Below are 18,248 nucleotides of genomic sequence, written 5' to 3'. Positions count from 1 at the left end.
GGCTCCTGGCGCGTTCGGAGGTTGAGCCGTGGTGCAGGCGTACATCCTGATCCAGACCGAGATCGGCAAGGCCGCCCGGGTGGCCGAGGCGATCGCGGACATCTCCGGGGTCCTGCACGCGAACGACGTGACCGGCCCCTACGACGTCATCGTGCTCGCCGAGGCGACCACCATCGACGACCTCGGCTCGCTGGTGGTGGCGCAGGTGCAGCAGGTGGAGGGCATCACCCGCACCCTGACCTGCCCGGTGGTGCACCCCTAGTAGGGGCGCCGGGCCGCCGCGCCGCCCGGCGCGCCTAGAATCGGCGGGTGCCAGGTACCTCCCGCATCGGACGCGCCGCCCCGGCCGCCGCCGGCCTCGGTCTGCTGCTCGCCGCCGCCACCGGCTGCGGGCCCGTCGAGGTGGACCCCCCGAGCCCCGAGGGCGCCGCCGTGGCCTCGTGCGACGCACTCATGGCGGAGCTCCCGGCCACCGTCTACGACCTGGCCGAGGTCGAGACGGAGCCGGCCTCGCCGTACGTGCGCGCCTGGGGCGACCCGGCGATCGTGCTGCGCTGCGGCGTCCCCCGCCCCGCCGTGCTGACCCCCGGCACCGAGGGCTACGACCCGCTCTCGGACGCGGTCGGGGTGAACGACGTGGACTGGCTGTTCGAGCGGACCGAGGACGGCTACCGGTTCACCACCGTGCAGCGGGAGGCGTTCGTCGAGGTCACCGTGCCGGGCGAGTACGCCCCGGAGACCGGCGCGCTCACCGACCTCGCCGACCCGGTGCGGCGCGCCGTGCCCAGCGTGTTCGAGTAGCCGCGGGCGGGGCCGTGCCCCGGGCCGGCCCGGCGGCCCCCCCGTGCGGGGCGGGCCGCCGGCTCGCGCCCGGGCTAGCGGAGCAGGCCGTCGCCCCGGCGCAGCGCCGCCTGGATCAGCCGGTCGATCAGCTCGGGGTACTCCACGCCGGTCGCCCGCCACATCAGCGGGTACATCGAGGTGGGCGTGAAGCCGGGCATGGTGTTGATCTCGTTGACGACGAACCGGCCGTCCTCCAGCAGGAAGCAGTCGACCCGGGCGAGGCCCTCGCAGGACAGCGCCTCGAAGGCCCGCACCGCGATGTCCCGGATCCGGGCGGTCTGCTCCGCGTCGAGCTCGGCCGGGATGCGCGCCCGGGTGGCCTCGTCGGCCTGGAGGTACTTGGCCTCGAAGTCGTAGAACTCGTGGCCGGCGCCGTCCAGCACCTCGATCTCGGCCGGCAGGCTGGCCCGCGGCCCGTCCTCGAACTCCAGCACGCCGCACTCGATCTCGCGCCCGCGCAGCATCGCCTCGACGATCACCTTCGGGTCGTGCCCGCGGGCCTCCTCGACGGCGGCGTCCAGCTCCTCGGGGCCGTTCACCTTGCTGATGCCCATGCTGGAGCCGGCCCGGGCCGGCTTGACGAAGACCGGCCAGCCCAGTTCGGCCACCCGGCGCCGCACGGCCTCCCGGTCGCGCTCCCACTCCCGGGGGCGGATCACGGTGTACGGGCCGACGGGCAGGCCGCACGCCGTGAAGACGTGCTTCATGTACTCCTTGTCCATGCCGACGGCGCTCGCCAGCACCCCGCAGCCCACGTACGGCACGCCGGCCATCTCCAGCAGGCCCTGGATGGTGCCGTCCTCGCCGTAGGGGCCGTGCAGCAGCGGGAAGACCACGTCCACCTCGCCGAGCGCCTTGGGCAGCGCCCCGGGCTCGGCCCGCACGATCTCGTGCCGGCGGCCGCCGTCGGCGGCGCTCTCCCCCATCAGGACGACGGTGCCGTCGCCGGGTTCGGCCACGCCGTCGACGTCGGGCATGCGGCCGTCGGTGATGGCCATCCGCGCGGGCTCGTCGGCCACCAGGGTCCAGCGGCCGGACGCGTTGATGCCGATCGGCACCACCTCGTAGCGGGTCCGGTCGATGGCGGCGAGCACGCTGGCCGCGGTGACCACGGAGACGCCGTGCTCGGAGCTGCGCCCGCCGAAGACCAGGGCGACCCTGGTCCGGGGCGGGCGGGAGCCGGGCGCGGACGCCGGCTGGGCGGCGGCCGTGTCGTTCGGGGGGAAGGTCTCGTTGCTCATGTCAGCGGTGACACTACCTCTCTGTCGCACGCGCCCGGCGCGCGGCACCGCCGCCGCGCACCCTCCGCCAGCTCGCTCCGCCCACACTCTCTCAGGCCGGCCCGCCGGCGACACCCCCCGCCAACCCTTCGGCGCGCGCCCGAGCGGGTGCTCCCGGCCGTACCGGGGGTTGCCGCCCGGGGCGGATTGCCGCCCGGGGGCCGCCGGGTGCCCGGGCGCGGCCGGCTCAGTTGCGCTCCGGCTTGGCCGAGCGCGACATCAGCTCCTTCACCCCCACCCGGGGCGGCTTGCCGTCGTGCACGATGGAGACCACGGTGTCCGTGATGGGCATGTCCACGCCGTGCCGGCGGGCCAGCAGCTGGACGGACTCGCAGGACTTCACGCCCTCCGCGGTCTGCCGGGTGAGCGCGGCCGTCTCGGCCACCGACAGCCCGCGCCCCAGGTTGGCGCCGAAGGTGCGGTTCCGGGACAGCGGCGAGGAGCAGGTGGCCACCAGGTCGCCGAGCCCGGCCAGCCCCGAGAAGGTGTAGGGGTCGGCGCCCATGGCCGCGCCGAGCCGGCTGGTCTCGGCCAGCCCGCGGGTGATCAGCGACGCCTTGGAGTTGTCGCCGAGCCCCATGCCGTCGGCGATGCCGACGGCCAGGGCGATCACGTTCTTCACCGCCCCGCCCAGCTCGCAGCCGACCACGTCGGTGTTGGTGTAGGGACGGAAGTACGGCGTGCGGCAGGCCTCCTGGAGCCGTTCCGCGACGGCCTCGTCGCTGCAGGCCACCACGCTGGCGGCGGGCTGCCGCTGGGCGATCTCCGCGGCGAGGTTGGGCCCGCTGACCACCGCGACGCGCCCCTGCGGCACCCCCAGTTCCTCGCACACCACCTCGCTCATCCGGCGGGCCGTGCCCAGCTCCACCCCCTTCATCAGGCTCACCAGGACCGTCTCCGGCTCGAAGTACGCCTTCCAGCGGCCGAGGTTCTCCCGCAGCGTCTGCGAGGGGATGGCCAGGACGGCGAACTCCGCGCCGCGCGCCGCCAGCTCCGGGTCGGTGGTGGCGCTGACCGCCTCCGGCAGCCGGACGCCCGGCAGGTAGTCGGGGTTCTCCCGGGTGGTGTTGATCGCGCCGACGAGCTCCTCCCGGCGCCCCCACATCCGCACCGTGCACCCGGCATCGGCCAGGACCATCGCGAAGGCGGTCCCCCAGGAACCGGTGCCGTAGACGGCGCAGTGCGTCACCGAGAGATCCCCTCGCCATCGGTCTCGTGGACGGCCCGCGGCGTGCCGGCGTCGTCGGAGCCCTTCTCGGGCGCGAGGCCGGCCTCGGGCGCGAGTGGGGCGTCGGACGCGGTGGACGCCTGGTTGGTGGCGGGCGCGTCGGGCCGTCCGGCCGGCTCCCCGGACAGCTGGGCCCGGGTGGCGGCGCCGGACGCCCGCATGTCGAACCGTACCCCCGGAGGTTCCTCGCCGCGTAGCTCGGCCAGCAGCTCGGTGACGGCGTCCATGATCCGGTCGGTGGCGGCGCGGAGCACGTCGGCGTTGAGCTCCCTGTCCCGGAACTCCGACAGGTCCACCGGCGGGCCGGCCAGCACCCGCAGCGTGGCGCGCGGGAACAGCCGCACCCGGAACTTGCCCTCGGGACCGGCCGCACCCCTTATCCAGCGCGGGACCACCTGGTGGGCGCCCCACTGGGCGACCGGTATGACCGGCGCGCCGGTCATCAGCGCGATCCGGGCGACGCCGGTCTTGCCGGCCATCGGCCACAGGTCCGGGTCGCGGGTGAGCGTGCCCTCCGGGTAGACGGCCACGCACTCGCCGCGGCCCACCGCGTCCACGGCGGCGCGGAACGCCTTGGCCGCGTCGGCGCTGTCGCGGTACACCGGGATCTGCTTCATGCCGCGCAGCACGGTGCCCACGCCGGCGATGTGGAAGAGGCTGGACTTCGCCAGGAAACGCGGAGGGCGACCGGTGTTGTACTGAAAGTGCGCGTATGCCACCGGGTCGAGATAGGAATTGTGGTTCACGGCGGTGACGAATCCGCCCTCGGCGGGAATGTGCTCCATGCCCTGCCACTCCCGCTTGGTGAGGAGGAGCAGCGGCGGCTTGAGCACCGCCGCGACGAAGCGGTACCAGAAGCCGTATGGGGAGCGGGCCACGCGTTGTCCTCCTGTCCATGACCTGCCTCAGCACGGCAGGCCGGGCGTGCCGTGACCTGGGACAGGCTCTCCTTCGCGGCCCTACGGCGTCCGGTGGGGCGCCGGCCGGGCGCCCGGTCGTCGGGAACCGGCCGCCTGAGCGGGGCAGGGCCGCACAAGTTTGCCCCGGCGCTTGACCATATGTCGAGAAATCCACCGGGAGAAACCGGGCCCGCCTCCCGACGCGCCCCCGGCGCGGTGCGAGGATGGATTCTCGCGCCTTTCGGGTGAGCGGCGGCCCGGTCGCTGACGCTCACGCCCTCGCGCACGAGGCCGTCCCTGCTGAATACAAGGAGTCCCGGGTCGTGCCAACCCCCGATTCGGACAACCCGTCGGCGCCGGCGCGGTGGCACCTGGTGGTGCCGCTGAAGCCGCTGGAGGTGGCCAAGAGCCGGCTGGGCCGGCGCCCCTACGACGTGCTGCGGCCCCGGCTGGCGCTGGCCTTCGCGCTGGACACGGTGGCGGCGGCGCTGGCCTGCCCGGCGGTGGCGGGGGTGCTGGTGGTGACCGACGACGAGGTGGCCGGGGCGGCCCTGCGCGGGCTCGGCGCGGAGGTGGTGCCGGACCTGCCGGCGGCCGGGCTGAACGCGGCCGTGCGGCACGGTGAGGCGCTCTGGCGGGCCCGGCTCGGGCGGCGGCCGGCGGGCGGGGCGACGGCGGCCGGCCAGCCGACGGCGCTCCCGCGGGACCGGTCGGCGGCCGGAGCGACGGCCGGGACGGCACCGCCGGGGGGCGCGCGGCCGGCGGCGGCGTGGGTGGCGGCGCTCTCCGCCGACCTGGCGGCGCTGCGCGCCGAGGAGCTGGGGCGCGCCCTGGCGTTGGCCGCCGGACACCCGCGGGCGTTCCTCGCGGACCGCGAGGGGTCCGGCACGACCCTGCTGACCGCCGGACCGGGACGGTGGCTGGAACCGCGCTTCGGCACCGGCTCGCGCGCGCTCCACGAGGCCTCCGGCGCGGTGCCGCTGCCGGTGGCGGGGCTGGACTCGGTGCGGCGCGACGTCGACACGCCGGACGATCTGGAGCAGGCGCGGCGGCTGGGCCTCGGCCCGCGCACGGCGGCGCTGCTGCGGGACGACCCGGCGCCGGGGTCGCCGGGAGGGGCGCGGGGGCGGCCGCACGGCGGACCCCGGGCGGGCTCGCCGACCGGGCCGGGGCCGGGCCCGGAGCGGGCGCCCGGTCCGGCGTCCGGTCCGCCCGCGGCGTGGTCGCCGGGGACGCCCTGACGGGGCCCCTCGGGCGCCGTCGGCCGGCCGCCCGGGGCCGCGCCGGTCACTCGCCCTCGGTGCCGCCCCCGCGGCGCGCGGTGCCCTTGCGGGCCGGGGCCTTCTTCGCCGCGGCCTTCTTGGTGGTCGCCTTCTTGGCCGTGGTCTTCTTCGCCGCCGGGGCGGGGGTGGCCTTCTTGGCCGGCGCCTTCTTGGCCGCGGGAGCGGGGGCCTTCTTCGCCGGGGCCTTCTTGGCGGGGGCCTTCTTCGCCGCCGGGGCCTTCTTGGCGGGCGCCTTCTTCGCCGGGGCGGGCGCGGCCGGCTCCTCCTCGACGACCTCGGCGGCGATGCCGCGCGGGGCCGCCGCCCGGGCGCCGGTCCGGCCGGGGGTGATCGATCCCTTGGGGGCCTTCTTCACGGCCGCGCCGGTCTTGGGCAGCTTCTTGGTGCCACTGACCAGGTCCTTGAAGCCCTGGCCGGGCCGGAAGCGCGGGACGGAGGTCTTCTTCACCCGGACCCGCTCACCGGTCTGCGGGTTCCGGGCGTAGCGCGCGGGCCGGTCGACCTTCTCGAAGGTGCCGAAGCCCGTGACCGAGACCCGGTCGCCGGCGGTCACGGCGCGGACGATGGTGTCGAGCACAGCATCCACTGCTTCCGCGGCGGCCCTCCGGCCGCCGACCTGCCCGGCGACCGCTTCGACAAGCTGTGCCTTGTTCACGTCTGCCCCTTAGCAATCCGGCTGGACGAAATCGTCGTGGCTTTTGGCACCGTAGGCATTGATATACACCAAATCAATTACCAAACGGACGAATCACCCTTGTGCCGCAACGAAGTGGGCGAGTCGGGACGTGCCGCGAACGGCGGTTCGCCGCGTTCCATCGCCATGACGAACCAGCGCAGCCGGCGGTCCGCGTGGGCGAGGTCGTACTTGGCGGCCTCGGTGATCACCAGCAGGCGACGCGTCAGGGCGGCCTTGGTCTCCACCGGCGCGTCCAGGGCGCGGACGTGCCGGTGCGCCTGCCGCAGCCGCTCGGCGACGGCCGCGAAGAGCGCCAGTTCCTCTTCGCCCTCCATGCACCCATTGTCTCATCCGTCCGGTTCGTAAGGGTGGGTCCGTCGCGCACGATCCGGCGCGTACCGGCCGGGAGGGGCGGCGGTGGCGGGCGGGGGCGCCGCGGGGGCCGCGCGGACGCGGCGAGGCCGGGCCCGCCGCCGCCGTGTGGCGGTGGTGGACCCGGCCTCGCGAACCCGGCGTGTCGGCCGTGCGGCGGTGCGCCGGCTCAGCCGACCAGGGTGCGCGGCTTGAAGGACGGCCGCTCCGCCTCGAAGGCGGTGATGTCGTCGGCGTGACGCAGGGTCAGGCTGATGTCGTCCAGCCCCTCCAGCAGCCGCCAGCGGGTGTTGTCGTCCAGCTCGAAGGGGACCGCCTCGCCGGCGAAGCGCACCTCGCGGGCCACCAGGTCGACGGTCACCTCCGCCGTCGCGTCGTCCTCGGCCAGCTTCCACAGGCGCTCCACGACCTCCTGCGGCAGCACCACGGTCAGCAGGCCGTTCTTCAGCGAGTTGCCGCGGAAGATGTCGGCGAAGCGGGAGGAGATCACCGCCTTGAAGCCGTAGTTCTGCAGGGCCCAGGCGGCGTGCTCCCGGGAGGAGCCGGTGCCGAAGTCCGGCCCGGCCACCAGCACGGTGGCGCCGGCGTACCGGGGCTGGTTCAGCACGAACTCCGGGTCCTTGCGCCAGGCTTCGAACAGGCCGTCCTCGAAGCCGCTGCGGGTGACCTTCTTCAGCCAGTGCGCGGGGATGATCTGGTCGGTGTCCACGTTGCTGTAGCGCAGCGGGAGGACCCGGCCGGTGTGGGTGGTGAAGGCTTCCATGCTCTCGTTCTCGTCTTCCTCGCTCGGATCCGTGGCCTGGTGCGGCGCCGTCGGCGTCAGACGCCGACCAGCTCGCGGTCGGCGGCGTCGAGGTCGGACGGCGACGCCAGGTGGCCGAGGATCGCGGTGGCCGCGGCGACCTGCGGGGAGACCAGGTGGGTGCGGCCCCCCTTGCCCTGGCGGCCCTCGAAGTTGCGGTTGGAGGTGGAGGCGGAGCGCTCGCCGGGGGCGAGCTGGTCGGGGTTCATGCCCAGGCACATCGAGCAGCCGGCGTGCCGCCACTCGGCGCCGGCCTCGGTGAAGACCTTGTCCAGCCCCTCGGCCTGGGCGTCCAGCGCCACCCGCACCGAGCCCGGGACGACCAGCATGCGGACGCCCTCGGCCACCTTCCGGCCCTTGATCAGGGCCGCGGCGGCGCGCAGGTCCTCGATCCGGCCGTTGGTGCAGGAGCCGAGGAAGACGGTGTCCACGGTGATCTCGCGCAGCGGCGTGCCCGGGGTGAGGTCCATGTAGCGCAGCGCCTTCTCGGCGGCGTCGCGCTCGGTGGGGTCCTCGAAGTCCGCCGGGTCCGGCACGCGGGCGCTCAGCGGCAGGCCCTGGCCGGGGTTGGTGCCCCAGGTCACGAACGGCGCCAGCTCGGCGGCCTCGATCACGACCTCCTTGTCGAAGACCGCGTCGTCGTCGGTGCGCAGGGTGCGCCAGTACTCCACGGCGGCGTCCCAGTCGGCGCCCTCGGGGGCGTGCGGGCGGCCCTTGACGTAGGCGAACGTCGTCTCGTCCGGGGCCACCATGCCGGCGCGGGCGCCCGCCTCGATGGACATGTTGCAGATGGTCATCCGGCCCTCCATGGAGAGCTTGCGGATGGCCTCGCCGCGGTACTCGATGACGTAGCCCTGCCCGCCGCCGGTGCCGATCTTGGCGATCACGGCCAGGATGACGTCCTTGGCGGTGACGTCCGCCGGCAGCTCGCCGTTGACCGTCACGGCCATGGTCTTGAACGGCGCCATCGGCAGCGTCTGGGTGGCCAGCACGTGCTCGACCTGGCTGGTGCCGATGCCAAAGGCCAGGGCGCCGAAGGCGCCGTGGGTGGCGGTGTGGCTGTCGCCGCACACCACGGTCATGCCGGGCTGGGTCAGGCCCAGCTGCGGGCCGACCACGTGCACGATGCCCTGCTCGACGTCGCCCAGGGAGTGCAGGCGGACCCCGAACTCCTTGCAGTTGGCCCGCAGCGTCTCCAGCTGGACGCGGGAGACCGGGTCGGCGATGGGCTTGTCGATGTCGAGCGTGGGGGTGTTGTGGTCCTCGGTGGCCAGGGTCAGGTCGGGCCGGCGGACGGGCCGCCCGGCCAGCCGGAGTCCGTCGAAGGCCTGAGGGCTGGTGACCTCGTGGAGCAGGTGCAGGTCGATGTAGAGCAGGTCCGGCTCCCCCTCCGCACGTCGTACGACGTGGGCGTCCCAGACTTTCTCAGCGAGCGTCCGTCCCATCGCTTTCCCTCCGCCGGCATCCTCGCCGGATTCTCGATCCCTGTTTGCGGGCCGCGGTGACACGGCCGGGCCGTCTGCCCGGTCCCGCCCCCACCGCGGTGCGACCACAGTGGCGCGTTCCACGTTGCAATGAAGTTGCGTCTCGCGATCTGAGACGTCAATATCAAGCCATGGACAACTCTAGCGGAGTCGGCGTTCTCGACAAGGCTGCTCTGGTACTGGCCGCGCTGGAGGCCGGTCCCGCCACCCTCGCCGGGCTGGTCTCGGCCACCGGTCTCGCGCGGCCGACCGCCCACCGGCTGGCGGTCGCCTTGGAGTACCACCGACTGGTGACACGGGACATGCAGGGACGCTTCATCCTGGGCCCGCGCCTGGGCGAACTGGCCGTGGCGGCGGGCGAGGACCGCCTGCTGGCCACGGCGGGACCGGTGCTCACGCACCTGCGCGACGTCACCGGGGAGAGCGCGCAGCTGTACCGGCGGCAGGGCGACATGCGCATCTGCGTGGCGGCGGCCGAGCGCCTCTCCGGGCTGCGGGACACCGTGCCGGTGGGCAGCACGCTGCCGATGAAGGCGGGCTCGGCGGCGCAGGTGCTGCTGGCCTGGGAGGAGCCGGAGCGCCTGCACCGCGGCCTGCAGGGCTCGCGCTTCACGGCCACGGCGCTGTCCGGGGTGCGGCGGCGCGGCTGGGCCCAGTCGATCGGGGAGCGCGAGCCGGGTGTGGCCTCGGTCTCCGCCCCGGTGCGCGGCCCGTCCAACCGCGTGGTGGCCGCCGTCTCGGTCTCCGGGCCGATCGAGCGGCTGAGCCGCCACCCGGGCCGGATGCACGCCCAGGCGGTGCTGGAGGCCGCCGGCCGGCTCAGCGACGCCCTGCGCCGCGGCTGACCGCCGCGGCCACCGGGCCCTTCGGCACCGTCACGTCTCCGCTCGCGCCCGCCCCCGCCCGCCGCCGCACGGCGAAGGCGGGGAGGGCGCGCGAGCGTGTCCGGGGGCGGGCGGGAGAAGCCCGGGAAAGGCGTCGAGGCGGCCCCCGTTCACACGGAGACCGCCTCGATCGCGTACTGCTGTGGTAGCCCCGACCGGATTCGAACCGGCGCTACCGCCTTGAGAGGGCGGCGTGCTAGGCCGCTACACAACGGGGCCACATTTCGGTCACCGACCGTGAGAGGCGGTGACCAGCTGGGGTACCAGGACTCGAACCTAGACTAACGGAGCCAGAATCCGTCGGGCTGCCAATTACCCCATACCCCATGGGCACGGTGACCGTTCGCTCCACTCCCAGGCCGGGGTGTGGATGGTCGCCGTGATCGTAGCCCCGACCGGATTCGAACCGGCGCTACCGCCTTGAGAGGGCGGCGTGCTAGGCCGCTACACAACGGGGCCAAGATAGGTGAGCCGTCCCGCCTCGGCGACACCACGGGGTGTCACCTGGACGAGTCGGATCTCGTAGCCCCGACCGGATTCGAACCGGCGCTACCGCCTTGAGAGGGCGGCGTGCTAGGCCGCTACACAACGGGGCCAAGATAGGTGAGTCGCCCCGCCTCGGCGACACCACGGGGTGTCACCAGGGCGAGTCGGATCTCGTAGCCCCGACCGGATTCGAACCGGCGCTACCGCCTTGAGAGGGCGGCGTGCTAGGCCGCTACACAACGGGGCCACGGAACCTCGCTCCACACCGCCTCAACCGTGATGGCCGCGGCTGGTGTGGACCAGCGTTCCAGCTGGGGTACCAGGACTCGAACCTAGACTAACGGAGCCAGAATCCGTCGGGCTGCCAATTACCCCATACCCCATCAGATCCACCCGACCTGGAAGGCCGGGCTTCATGGCAACGCGCCCGGGAACCTGTTTCCCGGCCCCTCCGGCGGTTCTCCCACCGGCCCGGGCCGCCCCGGTCGCGCAGAAGAAACAGTACCCGATGGCCTCAGTGCCACCAAAATCGGTTGGTGCGGGCGGCCGCGCCGCGCCTGCCGCGGCCGCCCGCACCGACCGTCCGCCGTGCGGTCGCGCGCCGGTCAGTCCGCCGGCAGCGCGGCGCGCAGCCGGCGGAGGGTCTCCCCGCGGCCGAGGAGCTCCATGGACTCGAACAGCGGCGGGGAGACCCGGCGCCCGGTCACCGCCACGCGCAGCGGCGTGAAGGCGTGCTTGGGCTTGATGCCGAGGCCGTCCACCAGGGCCTCCCGCAGGGCGGTGGAGATGGCGTCGGTCTCCCAGGCCGGCAGTGCCTCCAGCGCGCCGGCGGCGGCAGTCAGCACCTCGGCGGCGTCCGGCCCGAGCACCTTCGCGGCGTCGGCCTCGTCGACCCGGAAGTCCTCGGGGGCCACGAAGAGGAAGCCGAGCATGCCGACGACCTCGCTCAGCACCACCATCCGCTCCTGGGTGAGCGGCGCCGCCGCGGCGAGCAGCGCCAACTGCTCGTCGCTCGGCTCGGCCGGCAGCAGGTCCGCCCGCTGGAGGAAGGGCACCAGCCGGCGGACGAACTCGTCGGCGGGCAGCTGCCGCAGGTGGTGCGCGTTGATCGCCTCGCACTTCTTGATGTCGAACCGGGCCGGGTTGGCGTTCACCCGGTCGACGTCGAAGGCGGCGACCATCTCGTCCATGGTGAACAGGTCGCGGTCCTCGGCCAGCGACCAGCCGAGCAGCGCCAGGTAGTTCAGCAGGCCCTCGGGGAGGAAGCCGCGCTCCCGGTACAGGCCCAGGGAGCTGGTGGGGTCGCGCTTGGAGAGCTTCTTGTTGCCCTCCCCCATCACGTACGGCAGGTGACCGAAGTAGGGGGTGCTGCCGTCGCCGACGCCGATCTCGGCGAAGGCCTGGTAGAGGGCGATCTGCCGCGGGGTGGAGGAGAGCAGGTCCTCGCCGCGCAGCACGTGGGTGATGCCCATCAGCGCGTCGTCGACCGGGTTGGTCAGGGTGTAGAGCGGGCGGCCGTTGGCGCGCAGCAGCGCGTAGTCGGGGACGTGCTCCGGCTCGAAGGTGAGCTCGCCGCGGACCAGGTCGGTGAAGGTGATGGTGCGGTCCGGCATGCGGAAGCGCAGCACGGCCGGCCGGCCCTCGGCGCGGTACGCGGCGACCCGCTCCTCGGTGAGGTCGCGGCAGTGGCCGTCGTAGCCGGAGGGGGCGCCGGCGGCGCGGGCGGCGTCGCGGCGCTGCTCCAGCTCCTCGGTGGTGCAGTAGCACTCGTAGGCCCAGCCGGCCTCGCGCAGCCGCCGCGCGACGTCGGCGTAGACGTCCATCCGCTCGGACTGCCGGTAGGGGCCGTGCGCGCCGCCCACCTCGGGGCCCTCGTCCCAGGTGAGCCCGAGCCAGCGCAGCGAGTCCAGGAGCTGCTCGTAGGACTCCTCGGAGTCCCGGGCCGCGTCGGTGTCCTCGATGCGGAAGACCAGGGTGCCGCCGTGGTGCCGGGCGAAGGCCCAGTTGAACAGGGCGGTGCGGACCAGGCCGACGTGCGGGTTGCCGGTCGGGGAGGGGCAGAAGCGCACCCGGACGGGCGCGTCGGTGCCGGGGACGGCGGAGGGGGTGCTAGCCACGCTTGACCACCCGGTTGGTGAGAGTGCCGATGCCTTCGATGGTGACGGCGACCTCGTCGCCGACGGTGACGGGCCCGACGCCCGCCGGGGTTCCGGTGAGGATGACGTCGCCGGGGAGCAGCGTCATGGCCTCGCTGATGTGCACCACCAGGTCGGCCACCGAGTGGACCATCTGGCCGGTGCGGCCGGCCTGCCGCAGTTCGCCGCCGACCGTGCAGGTGATGGCCAGGTCGGCGGGGTCGAGGTCGGTGACCACCCAGGGGCCGAGCGGGCATGAGGTGTCGAAGCCCTTGGCGCGGGTCCACTGCGCCTCGGCGCGCTGGACGTCGCGGGCGGTGAGGTCGTTGGCGCAGGTGTAGCCCAGGATCACGTCCTGGACCCGGGCGCGCGGCACCTCGCGGCACATCCGGCCGATGACCACGGCGAGCTCCGCCTCGTGGTGGACGTCGGCGGAGAACCGGGGGTAGACGACCTCGCCGCCGGGGCCGATCACCGAGGTGGAGGGCTTGAGGAAGGTCAACGGGGCCTGCGGGACCTCGTTGCCGAGCTCGGCGGCGTGCTCGGCGTAGTTGCGGCCGACCGCGACGACCTTGCTGGGCAGGGTCGGGGCGAGCAGCCGGACGGCGCCCAGCGGGATGGGCGTGCCGACGGTCTGGAAGGGACCGAAGGGGTGGCCGTCGATGGGGGTGACGGTGAGCCCCTCGGTGTCGCGGGGATCGGTCTGGTCACCCTCGACCACACCGAACGCGACGTTTCCATCGAGGGAGAACCTGGCGATACGCACGAGTGGACTGCTGCCCCTTCGCTAGCTGACGGAACACGACGTTGCAGGTTGAGGCTATCGCGGGCCGTTTGCGTGCATCGGTGGTCACGCTGTGGCGTCGACCGGGCACCACACTCCGGAATTGTGTGATTTTCGTCACATCGCCCGGACGGGGATCACTCTGCGCCACCTTCCGGTTGTCATGCGACAAAACCGTCAGTATCGGTTCGAAGCAGACAGAACGGCTCTAATGTGTGACCAAAACGCAACTGGCCTCCGGCGCGAGAGGTCGGATTGCGCCCGCTTTGTCGCTTTGACCTGGCTCCTTTCCCCTCCCCGCGGGGATCCGGAAGTCGGCGCGATCGGCCTTGTTGCCCGCCCCCCTCTGTGCTGGAATGCGACGACCGACCCGGCCTCGCGACGGCTACGCACCGTATGGACCAGACCAGCGGTCGGGAGGGTCCACCGAGCGAGCCCGCGGGGCGCGCGGCCCCGGCCCGCGGACGTCACGCCGGCCCGGCGACGGCGGCGGGCGTGGCCCCGGACAACGACATTGCTCACCGAACTCGACACCGTCCTGTCGCCACGGCGAAGGACGCCTGGTCAAGAGGGTTGCGACGCCAGTGCAGGGACGTTTGAGGAAGCATCGCGGCGACACGGGGAACCAGGGGGGACACGCCGCCGGCGCCGAGGTGAGCGCGGCCGCGTCCCCGGACGCACGCGCCACCGCCGCGCCGGCCGGCGGACCGCCCTCCCCGACGGGTGACGCGCCAGCGGCCGCCCGCGTGCCCGCCGCGGCCTCCACCGGTGGTGCCGCCGACGGGCCCGAGGACGGCGCCCGCGCCACCGACGGCGGCAGGACCCCGCGGAGGACCGGCGCCGGCGGCTCCGCCCCGGCCGGCTCCCGCCGGGTCGCCGCCCTCTTCTCCCCCGCCCACTGGCGGATCCGCACCCGCATCAGCGCCCTGCTGCTGCTGCCCGTGATCACCGCCGTCGTCCTCGGTGGCCTGCGCATCCAGGCCTCCATCGAGGACGCCGCCGAACTCCAGCAGGTGCAGGCGCTCAGCACACTGGCCGAGGAGTCCACCCGGCTCGCCGACACCCTGCAGCAGGAGCGCGACGCCACCGCCGCGCTGCTCACCCTGCGCCGGCCCAGCTCGCCGGCCGTCCAGGAGGCCTACGCCAACACCGACGAGGCACTGGAGCGCTACGACGACAGGGCCGCCGACATCGACCTGTCCGGCCTGACCGGCGGCCGCTCCACCCTGGTCCAGGTCACCCGTCAGCTCGGCTCGCTGGACGACGTGCGCCGCACCGCGTTCAGCCCCGACGCCGACATCAACCAGACCACCGACCAGTACCACACCATGATCGAGAGCCTGCTCGGCGTCTCCTCCGAGATCGCGCAGGCCACCAGCAACAACGAGCTGATCAACGACACCCGGGCGCTGTCGATCTTCTCCAGCGCCAAGGAGTACAACACCATCCAGCGCTCGCTGATCACCGCCGCCCTGGCCAACAGCCAGGAGGAGGGCATGTCCGCGGCCGACCAGTTCTACGGCCGCTCCGCGATGATCTCCGAGAGCGGCGCCCTGGAGCGCTTCAACACCGTCTACGGGGAGCGCGGCCGCGAGCTGACCGCCACGCTGCGCACCGGCAACGCGGACATCAACGAGGCCACCACCTTCCGCACCCAGCTGTTCACCAACTACCGCGACGACCTGCTGTCCACCACCACCTGGCAGACCTGGCAGGAGCGCTCCTTCGCCGAGTACGAGCTGATGGTGGACGTCGAGCAGCAGGTGCTGGCCGACCTGCGGGCCAACGCCGAGCGGCTGCGGACCGAGGCCGAGCAGCAGGTGTGGATCAACGCCGGCCTGATCGGCGTCACGCTGATCGTGGCCGTGGTCGGCGCACTGCTCATCGCCCGCACCATGGTCCGCTCGCTGAACCGGCTGCGCTCCTCCGCCCTGGACGTCGCCGAGCGGCGGCTGCCCGAGCTGGTCAGCGCCCTGTCCAAGGCCGACCCCGACGAGGTGGACACCACGGTCGAGTCGATCGGCCTGCACACCCGCGAGGAGATCGGCGAGGTGGCCCGCGCGTTCGACGCGGTGCACGAGGAGGCCGTGCGGCTGGCCACCGAGCAGGCGCTGCTGCGGGGGAACGTCAACGCGATGTTCACCAACCTCTCCCGCCGCAGCCAGGGCCTCATCCAGCGCCAGCTGACCCTGATCTCGGAGCTGGAGAGCCGCGAGGCCGACCCGGACCAGCTCGCCAACCTCTTCCGGCTGGACCACCTGGCCACCCGCATGCGCCGCAACGGCGAGAACCTGCTGGTCCTCGCCGGCGAGGAGCCCGGCCGCCGGTGGACCCGACCGGTGCCGCTGGTCGACGTGCTGCGCGCCGCCGCCTCCGAGGTGGAGCAGTACGAGCGCGTCGAGCTCTCCTCCGTGCCGCAGTCCGAGGTCGCCGGGCGCGTCGTCAACGACCTCGTGCACCTCGTCGCCGAGCTGCTGGAGAACGCCACCTCCTTCTCCAGCCCGCAGACCAAGGTCCGGATCACCGGTCACAAGCTGCCGGACGGCCGGATGCTGGTGGAGATCCACGACACCGGCATCGGCATGTCGCCGGCCGACCTGGCGGACGCCAACGAGCGGCTGGACAACCCGCCGCGGGTGGACGTCTCCGTCTCCCGCCGCATGGGCCTGTTCGTGGTCGGCCGGCTGTCCACCCGGCACGGCATCCGCGTGCAGCTGAAGTCCAGCGAGGCCGGCGGCACCACCGCCCTGGTGATGCTCCCGGTGGACGTGCTGGGCCGCGGCGGCAAGACCCGGCCGGCCGGCGGCAAGGGCCGCAAGGCCACCGCCGGACGCCCCCGCGCCGGCGCCACCGCCCCGAACGGGACGCGGACCCCGGCGACGCCCGCCACCGGGCGGCCCACCGGCTCCCCGGCCGGCGCGCCCCCCGCCCCCGAGCAGCGCGGCGAGCAGTTCACCGCCACCGCCGCGCTGCCCACGCTCTCCGACCCCGCGCCCACCGCCGCCCCGTCCGGCGGCCGGAGCGGCGGTGGGCGCCACGGCGACCGCCGCGCCGGCGGCGCGCCCGACCCCCTGGCGATCCCGGGCCAGCCCACCCCCCGGTACGCCGACGACCGCTACCTGACCGATCCCTCCGGCACGGGGACCACCGGCACCGGGACCACCGGCACCCCGGCTCCCGCGGCGGAGCCGGCGGGCCCCGGGACGGCGCGGGAGGCGTCCGGCGAAGGCCGGAGCGGCACCGGCCGGCGGCCGGCCGACCAGCAGGGGGCCGACCAGCGGCGGGCCGACCGCGACGGGGCCACCGCCTCGGCGACCGGACGGCACGAGACCGCCGGCTGGGACCGCACGGGTCGCGAGGACGCCCCGGGCGGCCGGACGCGTGCCGAGCGCCCCGCGACCGGCGACGGCGACCGCGCGGACGCCCCGAACGGCCGCCAGGACACCGGCCAGTACTCGACCACGAGCGAGTACCCGACCGGTCAGTACCCGGCCGCCGAGCAGTACCCGGCAGCGGAGCAGTACCCGGCCGGCCGGTACGCCACCGGCGAGTACCCGGCCGAGCCGTACTCCGGCACCGGCCAGTACCCCACGGGCCAGTACCCGGCGGGGCAGTACCCCACGGACCAGTACTCCACCGGTCAGTACGCCACCGGCCAGTACTCCACGGACCAGTACCCGACCGACCAGTACTCCACGGGCCAGCACGCGACCGACCAGTACTCCACCGGCCAGTACGCCACCGGCCAGTACCCGACGGGGCAGTACCCCACCGACCAGTACGCCGCGGACCAGTACTCCACCGGCCAGTACGCCAAGGGCCAGTACCCGGGCGACCGGTACGCCGACGGCGCCGCCGCGGCCGGCGACGGCTACCCGGCCGAGCGGTACCCAGCCGAGGGAGACCGCGCCGCCGAGCACGACGGGCGGCGCCCGCAGGCCCCCGGCGGCAACGAACCGGCAGGCCGCCCGGCCCCCGAGGCGGACCGCGGCGACCGCGCCGCCGAGGCGTACGCGGACCCGGCGTACCCGGCCGGCCGGTACGACACCGGGCAGTACCCCGCCGACCCGTACGCCACCGGCGGCCACCCGCTGCCCGGCCGCCCCGACGAGGCGGCCCCCGGCGCCGGCGCCGGCCGGCGCGCCGAGGACGGGGCCCGCCCCGCCCTCGACCGCGCCCCCGGCGAGCCGACGGGCACGGGCCCGGGCGCCCCGGAACGGCCCGACGCGACCGGCCGCCCGGCCCTCGAGGGCACCGCCGAGCGTCCGCTGCCGGAGCTGGACGCCCGGCCGACCCAGGGCCGGGAGCTGCCACCCGCGACCGGCGACCGGCCGGCGCAGCCGGCCGCCGATCCGGCCGGCACGCCCTCCCCCGGCGGCACCCCGATCTTCGACTCCGTGGAGTCCGGCTGGTTCGCCGGCGGACGGGCGGAGCGGATGAACGCCATCCCGGTGCGCAAGGACCCCTCCCCCGCCGAGCAGACGGACCGGGCCGACCAGGCCGGCGGCCCGGACGCGCCCGCGGAGCCGCCGGCGCGCCCCGACCAGCCGGCCGCCCCGGCCCCGCGCCGTCCGCTGCCCGGTCGCCCGACGCCCGGTCGCGCGCTGCCCGGCGAGGCCGAGGCCCGTCGCCCGGCCCCCGCGCCGGACGCCCCCGACGCCGGCCGGCCGGCGGCCGCCGGGCGCCCGGAGAGCACCTGGAACGCCACACCCAGTGACACTGAGTGGCGAAGGGCCGAGCAGTTGCGCGACCCCGCGACGGACGGCGTGACCACCTCGGGCCTGCCCCGGCGGGTCCCCCGAGCCAACCTGGTGGCCGGCTCCGCGCCGGGTGCCACGGAGTCCGCGAGCCAACCCCCGCAGATCTCCCGGACCCCCAGTGACGTGCGCGGACGGCTCACCAGCCTGCGCCGCGGCGTCCAGCGCGGGCGGCAGGGCGGCACGGGTGCCGGCAGCGCGTTCGAGGGCGGACCGTTCGGTGACGCCGCGCAGCGGGACGGCTCCGGAAACGGTGATCAGTGATGATCGACGCATCGCGACACGGTCACGGACGGCCAACCGTCTGCCATAGTTTCCGCACAGCCTGCCGGACA

14 protein-coding genes and 6 tRNA genes are annotated in these 18,248 nt (G+C 74.5%); 5 read left to right on the top strand and 15 right to left on the bottom strand.

Features of this window, described 5'->3' with window-relative positions; translation table 11 throughout:
• Positions 1-28 precede the first annotated feature (28 nt).
• A complete protein-coding gene (locus FHU37_RS17785; protein WP_179815145.1) occupies positions 29-262 on the top strand; it encodes an Lrp/AsnC family transcriptional regulator in 234 nt (77 codons plus the stop codon).
• A 47-nt stretch (positions 263-309) separates the two neighbouring features.
• The gene (locus tag FHU37_RS17780; RefSeq protein WP_179815144.1) at positions 310-801 is read left to right on the top strand and encodes a DUF3515 domain-containing protein; all 492 of its coding nucleotides are present in this window, start codon (positions 310-312) and stop codon (positions 799-801) included.
• A 74-nt stretch (positions 802-875) separates the two neighbouring features.
• On the opposite strand, the gene FHU37_RS17775 is transcribed toward FHU37_RS17780, so the two are convergent.
• The 3 genes from FHU37_RS17775 to FHU37_RS17765 form a co-directional block, all read right to left on the bottom strand.
• Positions 876-2,084, bottom strand: a complete 1,209-nt coding sequence (locus FHU37_RS17775; RefSeq protein ID WP_179815143.1) for a D-alanine--D-alanine ligase family protein — start codon at positions 2,082-2,084, stop codon at positions 876-878.
• A gap of 226 nt (positions 2,085-2,310) precedes the next feature.
• Positions 2,311-3,312: an NAD(P)H-dependent glycerol-3-phosphate dehydrogenase gene (locus FHU37_RS17770; protein WP_179815142.1), complete on the bottom strand. Its 1,002-nt coding sequence runs from the start codon at positions 3,310-3,312 to the stop codon at positions 2,311-2,313.
• Complete coding sequence (locus FHU37_RS17765) at positions 3,309-4,229, bottom strand: lysophospholipid acyltransferase family protein (RefSeq protein ID WP_179815141.1); 921 nt, start codon at positions 4,227-4,229, stop codon at positions 3,309-3,311. The genes FHU37_RS17770 and FHU37_RS17765 overlap by 4 nt, the downstream gene beginning before the upstream one ends.
• A gap of 344 nt (positions 4,230-4,573) precedes the next feature.
• On the opposite strand from FHU37_RS17765, the gene FHU37_RS17760 reads away from it, so the two are divergent.
• A complete protein-coding gene (locus FHU37_RS17760; RefSeq protein ID WP_312892656.1) occupies positions 4,574-5,491 on the top strand; it encodes a CofC family guanylyltransferase in 918 nt (305 codons plus the stop codon).
• A gap of 46 nt (positions 5,492-5,537) precedes the next feature.
• Here FHU37_RS17760 and FHU37_RS17755 read toward each other — a convergent pair whose 3' ends face one another.
• The 4 genes from FHU37_RS17755 to leuC all read right to left on the bottom strand — a co-directional run bounded on the left by FHU37_RS17755 (position 5,538) and on the right by leuC (position 8,828).
• Positions 5,538-6,188, bottom strand: a complete 651-nt coding sequence (locus FHU37_RS17755) for an HU family DNA-binding protein (protein WP_179815140.1) — start codon at positions 6,186-6,188, stop codon at positions 5,538-5,540.
• A gap of 77 nt (positions 6,189-6,265) precedes the next feature.
• Entirely contained in the window at positions 6,266-6,544 is a 279-nt protein-coding gene (locus FHU37_RS17750; RefSeq protein WP_246449968.1) for an SCO5555 family protein, read from the bottom strand.
• Between the two features lie 206 nt (positions 6,545-6,750).
• On the bottom strand, positions 6,751-7,344 hold the full coding sequence (gene leuD, locus FHU37_RS17745; RefSeq protein WP_179815139.1) for a 3-isopropylmalate dehydratase small subunit: 594 nt from the start codon (positions 7,342-7,344) through the stop codon (positions 6,751-6,753).
• Positions 7,345-7,400: 56 nt separating this feature from the next.
• Positions 7,401-8,828 (bottom strand): 3-isopropylmalate dehydratase large subunit, encoded by a 1,428-nt coding sequence (gene leuC / locus FHU37_RS17740; RefSeq protein ID WP_179815138.1) that lies wholly within the window; start codon positions 8,826-8,828, stop codon positions 7,401-7,403.
• Positions 8,829-8,998: 170 nt separating this feature from the next.
• Here leuC and FHU37_RS17735 point away from each other — a divergent pair, with 170 nt between their 5' ends.
• Positions 8,999-9,712, top strand: coding sequence for an IclR family transcriptional regulator (locus FHU37_RS17735; protein WP_179815137.1), 714 nt, complete (start codon positions 8,999-9,001; stop codon positions 9,710-9,712).
• A gap of 182 nt (positions 9,713-9,894) precedes the next feature.
• On the opposite strand, the gene FHU37_RS17730 is transcribed toward FHU37_RS17735, so the two are convergent.
• The 8 genes from FHU37_RS17730 to FHU37_RS17695 form a co-directional block, all read right to left on the bottom strand.
• Positions 9,895-9,970: transfer RNA gene (locus FHU37_RS17730), tRNA-Glu, on the bottom strand.
• Between the two features lie 36 nt (positions 9,971-10,006).
• Positions 10,007-10,078, bottom strand: a tRNA-Gln gene (locus FHU37_RS17725).
• A 59-nt stretch (positions 10,079-10,137) separates the two neighbouring features.
• Positions 10,138-10,210, bottom strand: a tRNA-Glu gene (locus tag FHU37_RS17720).
• A 64-nt stretch (positions 10,211-10,274) separates the two neighbouring features.
• Positions 10,275-10,347, bottom strand: a tRNA-Glu gene (locus FHU37_RS17715).
• 64 nt (positions 10,348-10,411) lie between these two features.
• Positions 10,412-10,484: transfer RNA gene (locus FHU37_RS17710), tRNA-Glu, on the bottom strand.
• 64 nt (positions 10,485-10,548) lie between these two features.
• Positions 10,549-10,620, bottom strand: a tRNA-Gln gene (locus tag FHU37_RS17705).
• A gap of 222 nt (positions 10,621-10,842) precedes the next feature.
• A complete protein-coding gene (gene gltX / locus FHU37_RS17700) occupies positions 10,843-12,354 on the bottom strand; it encodes a glutamate--tRNA ligase (protein ID WP_179815136.1) in 1,512 nt (503 codons plus the stop codon).
• Positions 12,347-13,138 (bottom strand): fumarylacetoacetate hydrolase family protein, encoded by a 792-nt coding sequence (locus FHU37_RS17695; protein ID WP_179815135.1) that lies wholly within the window; start codon positions 13,136-13,138, stop codon positions 12,347-12,349. Before FHU37_RS17695 ends, gltX begins: the two co-directional genes overlap by 8 nt.
• 614 nt (positions 13,139-13,752) lie before the next feature.
• On the opposite strand from FHU37_RS17695, the gene FHU37_RS29070 reads away from it, so the two are divergent.
• The gene (locus FHU37_RS29070; RefSeq protein WP_179815134.1) at positions 13,753-18,177 is read left to right on the top strand and encodes a sensor histidine kinase; all 4,425 of its coding nucleotides are present in this window, start codon (positions 13,753-13,755) and stop codon (positions 18,175-18,177) included.
• Positions 18,178-18,248: the final 71 nt, after the last annotated feature.

Origin of the sequence: Allostreptomyces psammosilenae (assembly GCF_013407765.1) — a bacterium.
GTDB classification, from domain to species: domain Bacteria; phylum Actinomycetota; class Actinomycetes; order Streptomycetales; family Streptomycetaceae; genus Allostreptomyces; species Allostreptomyces psammosilenae.
This window is presented reverse-complemented; position numbering and strand designations above follow the sequence as displayed.

Bases quoted from the DNA above. Each gene is read 5' to 3' on its own strand.
- FHU37_RS17775 (WP_179815143.1), bottom strand. From the start codon at position 2,084: ATGAGCAACGAGACCTTCCCCCCGAACGACACGGCCGCCGCCCAGCCG.
- FHU37_RS17750 (WP_246449968.1), bottom strand. From the start codon at position 6,544: ATGGAGGGCGAAGAGGAACTGGCGCTCTTCGCGGCCGTCGCCGAGCGG.
- leuD (WP_179815139.1), bottom strand. From the start codon at position 7,344: ATGGAAGCCTTCACCACCCACACCGGCCGGGTCCTCCCGCTGCGCTAC.
- leuC (WP_179815138.1), bottom strand. From the start codon at position 8,828: ATGGGACGGACGCTCGCTGAGAAAGTCTGGGACGCCCACGTCGTACGA.
- FHU37_RS17735 (WP_179815137.1), top strand. From the start codon at position 8,999: ATGGACAACTCTAGCGGAGTCGGCGTTCTCGACAAGGCTGCTCTGGTA.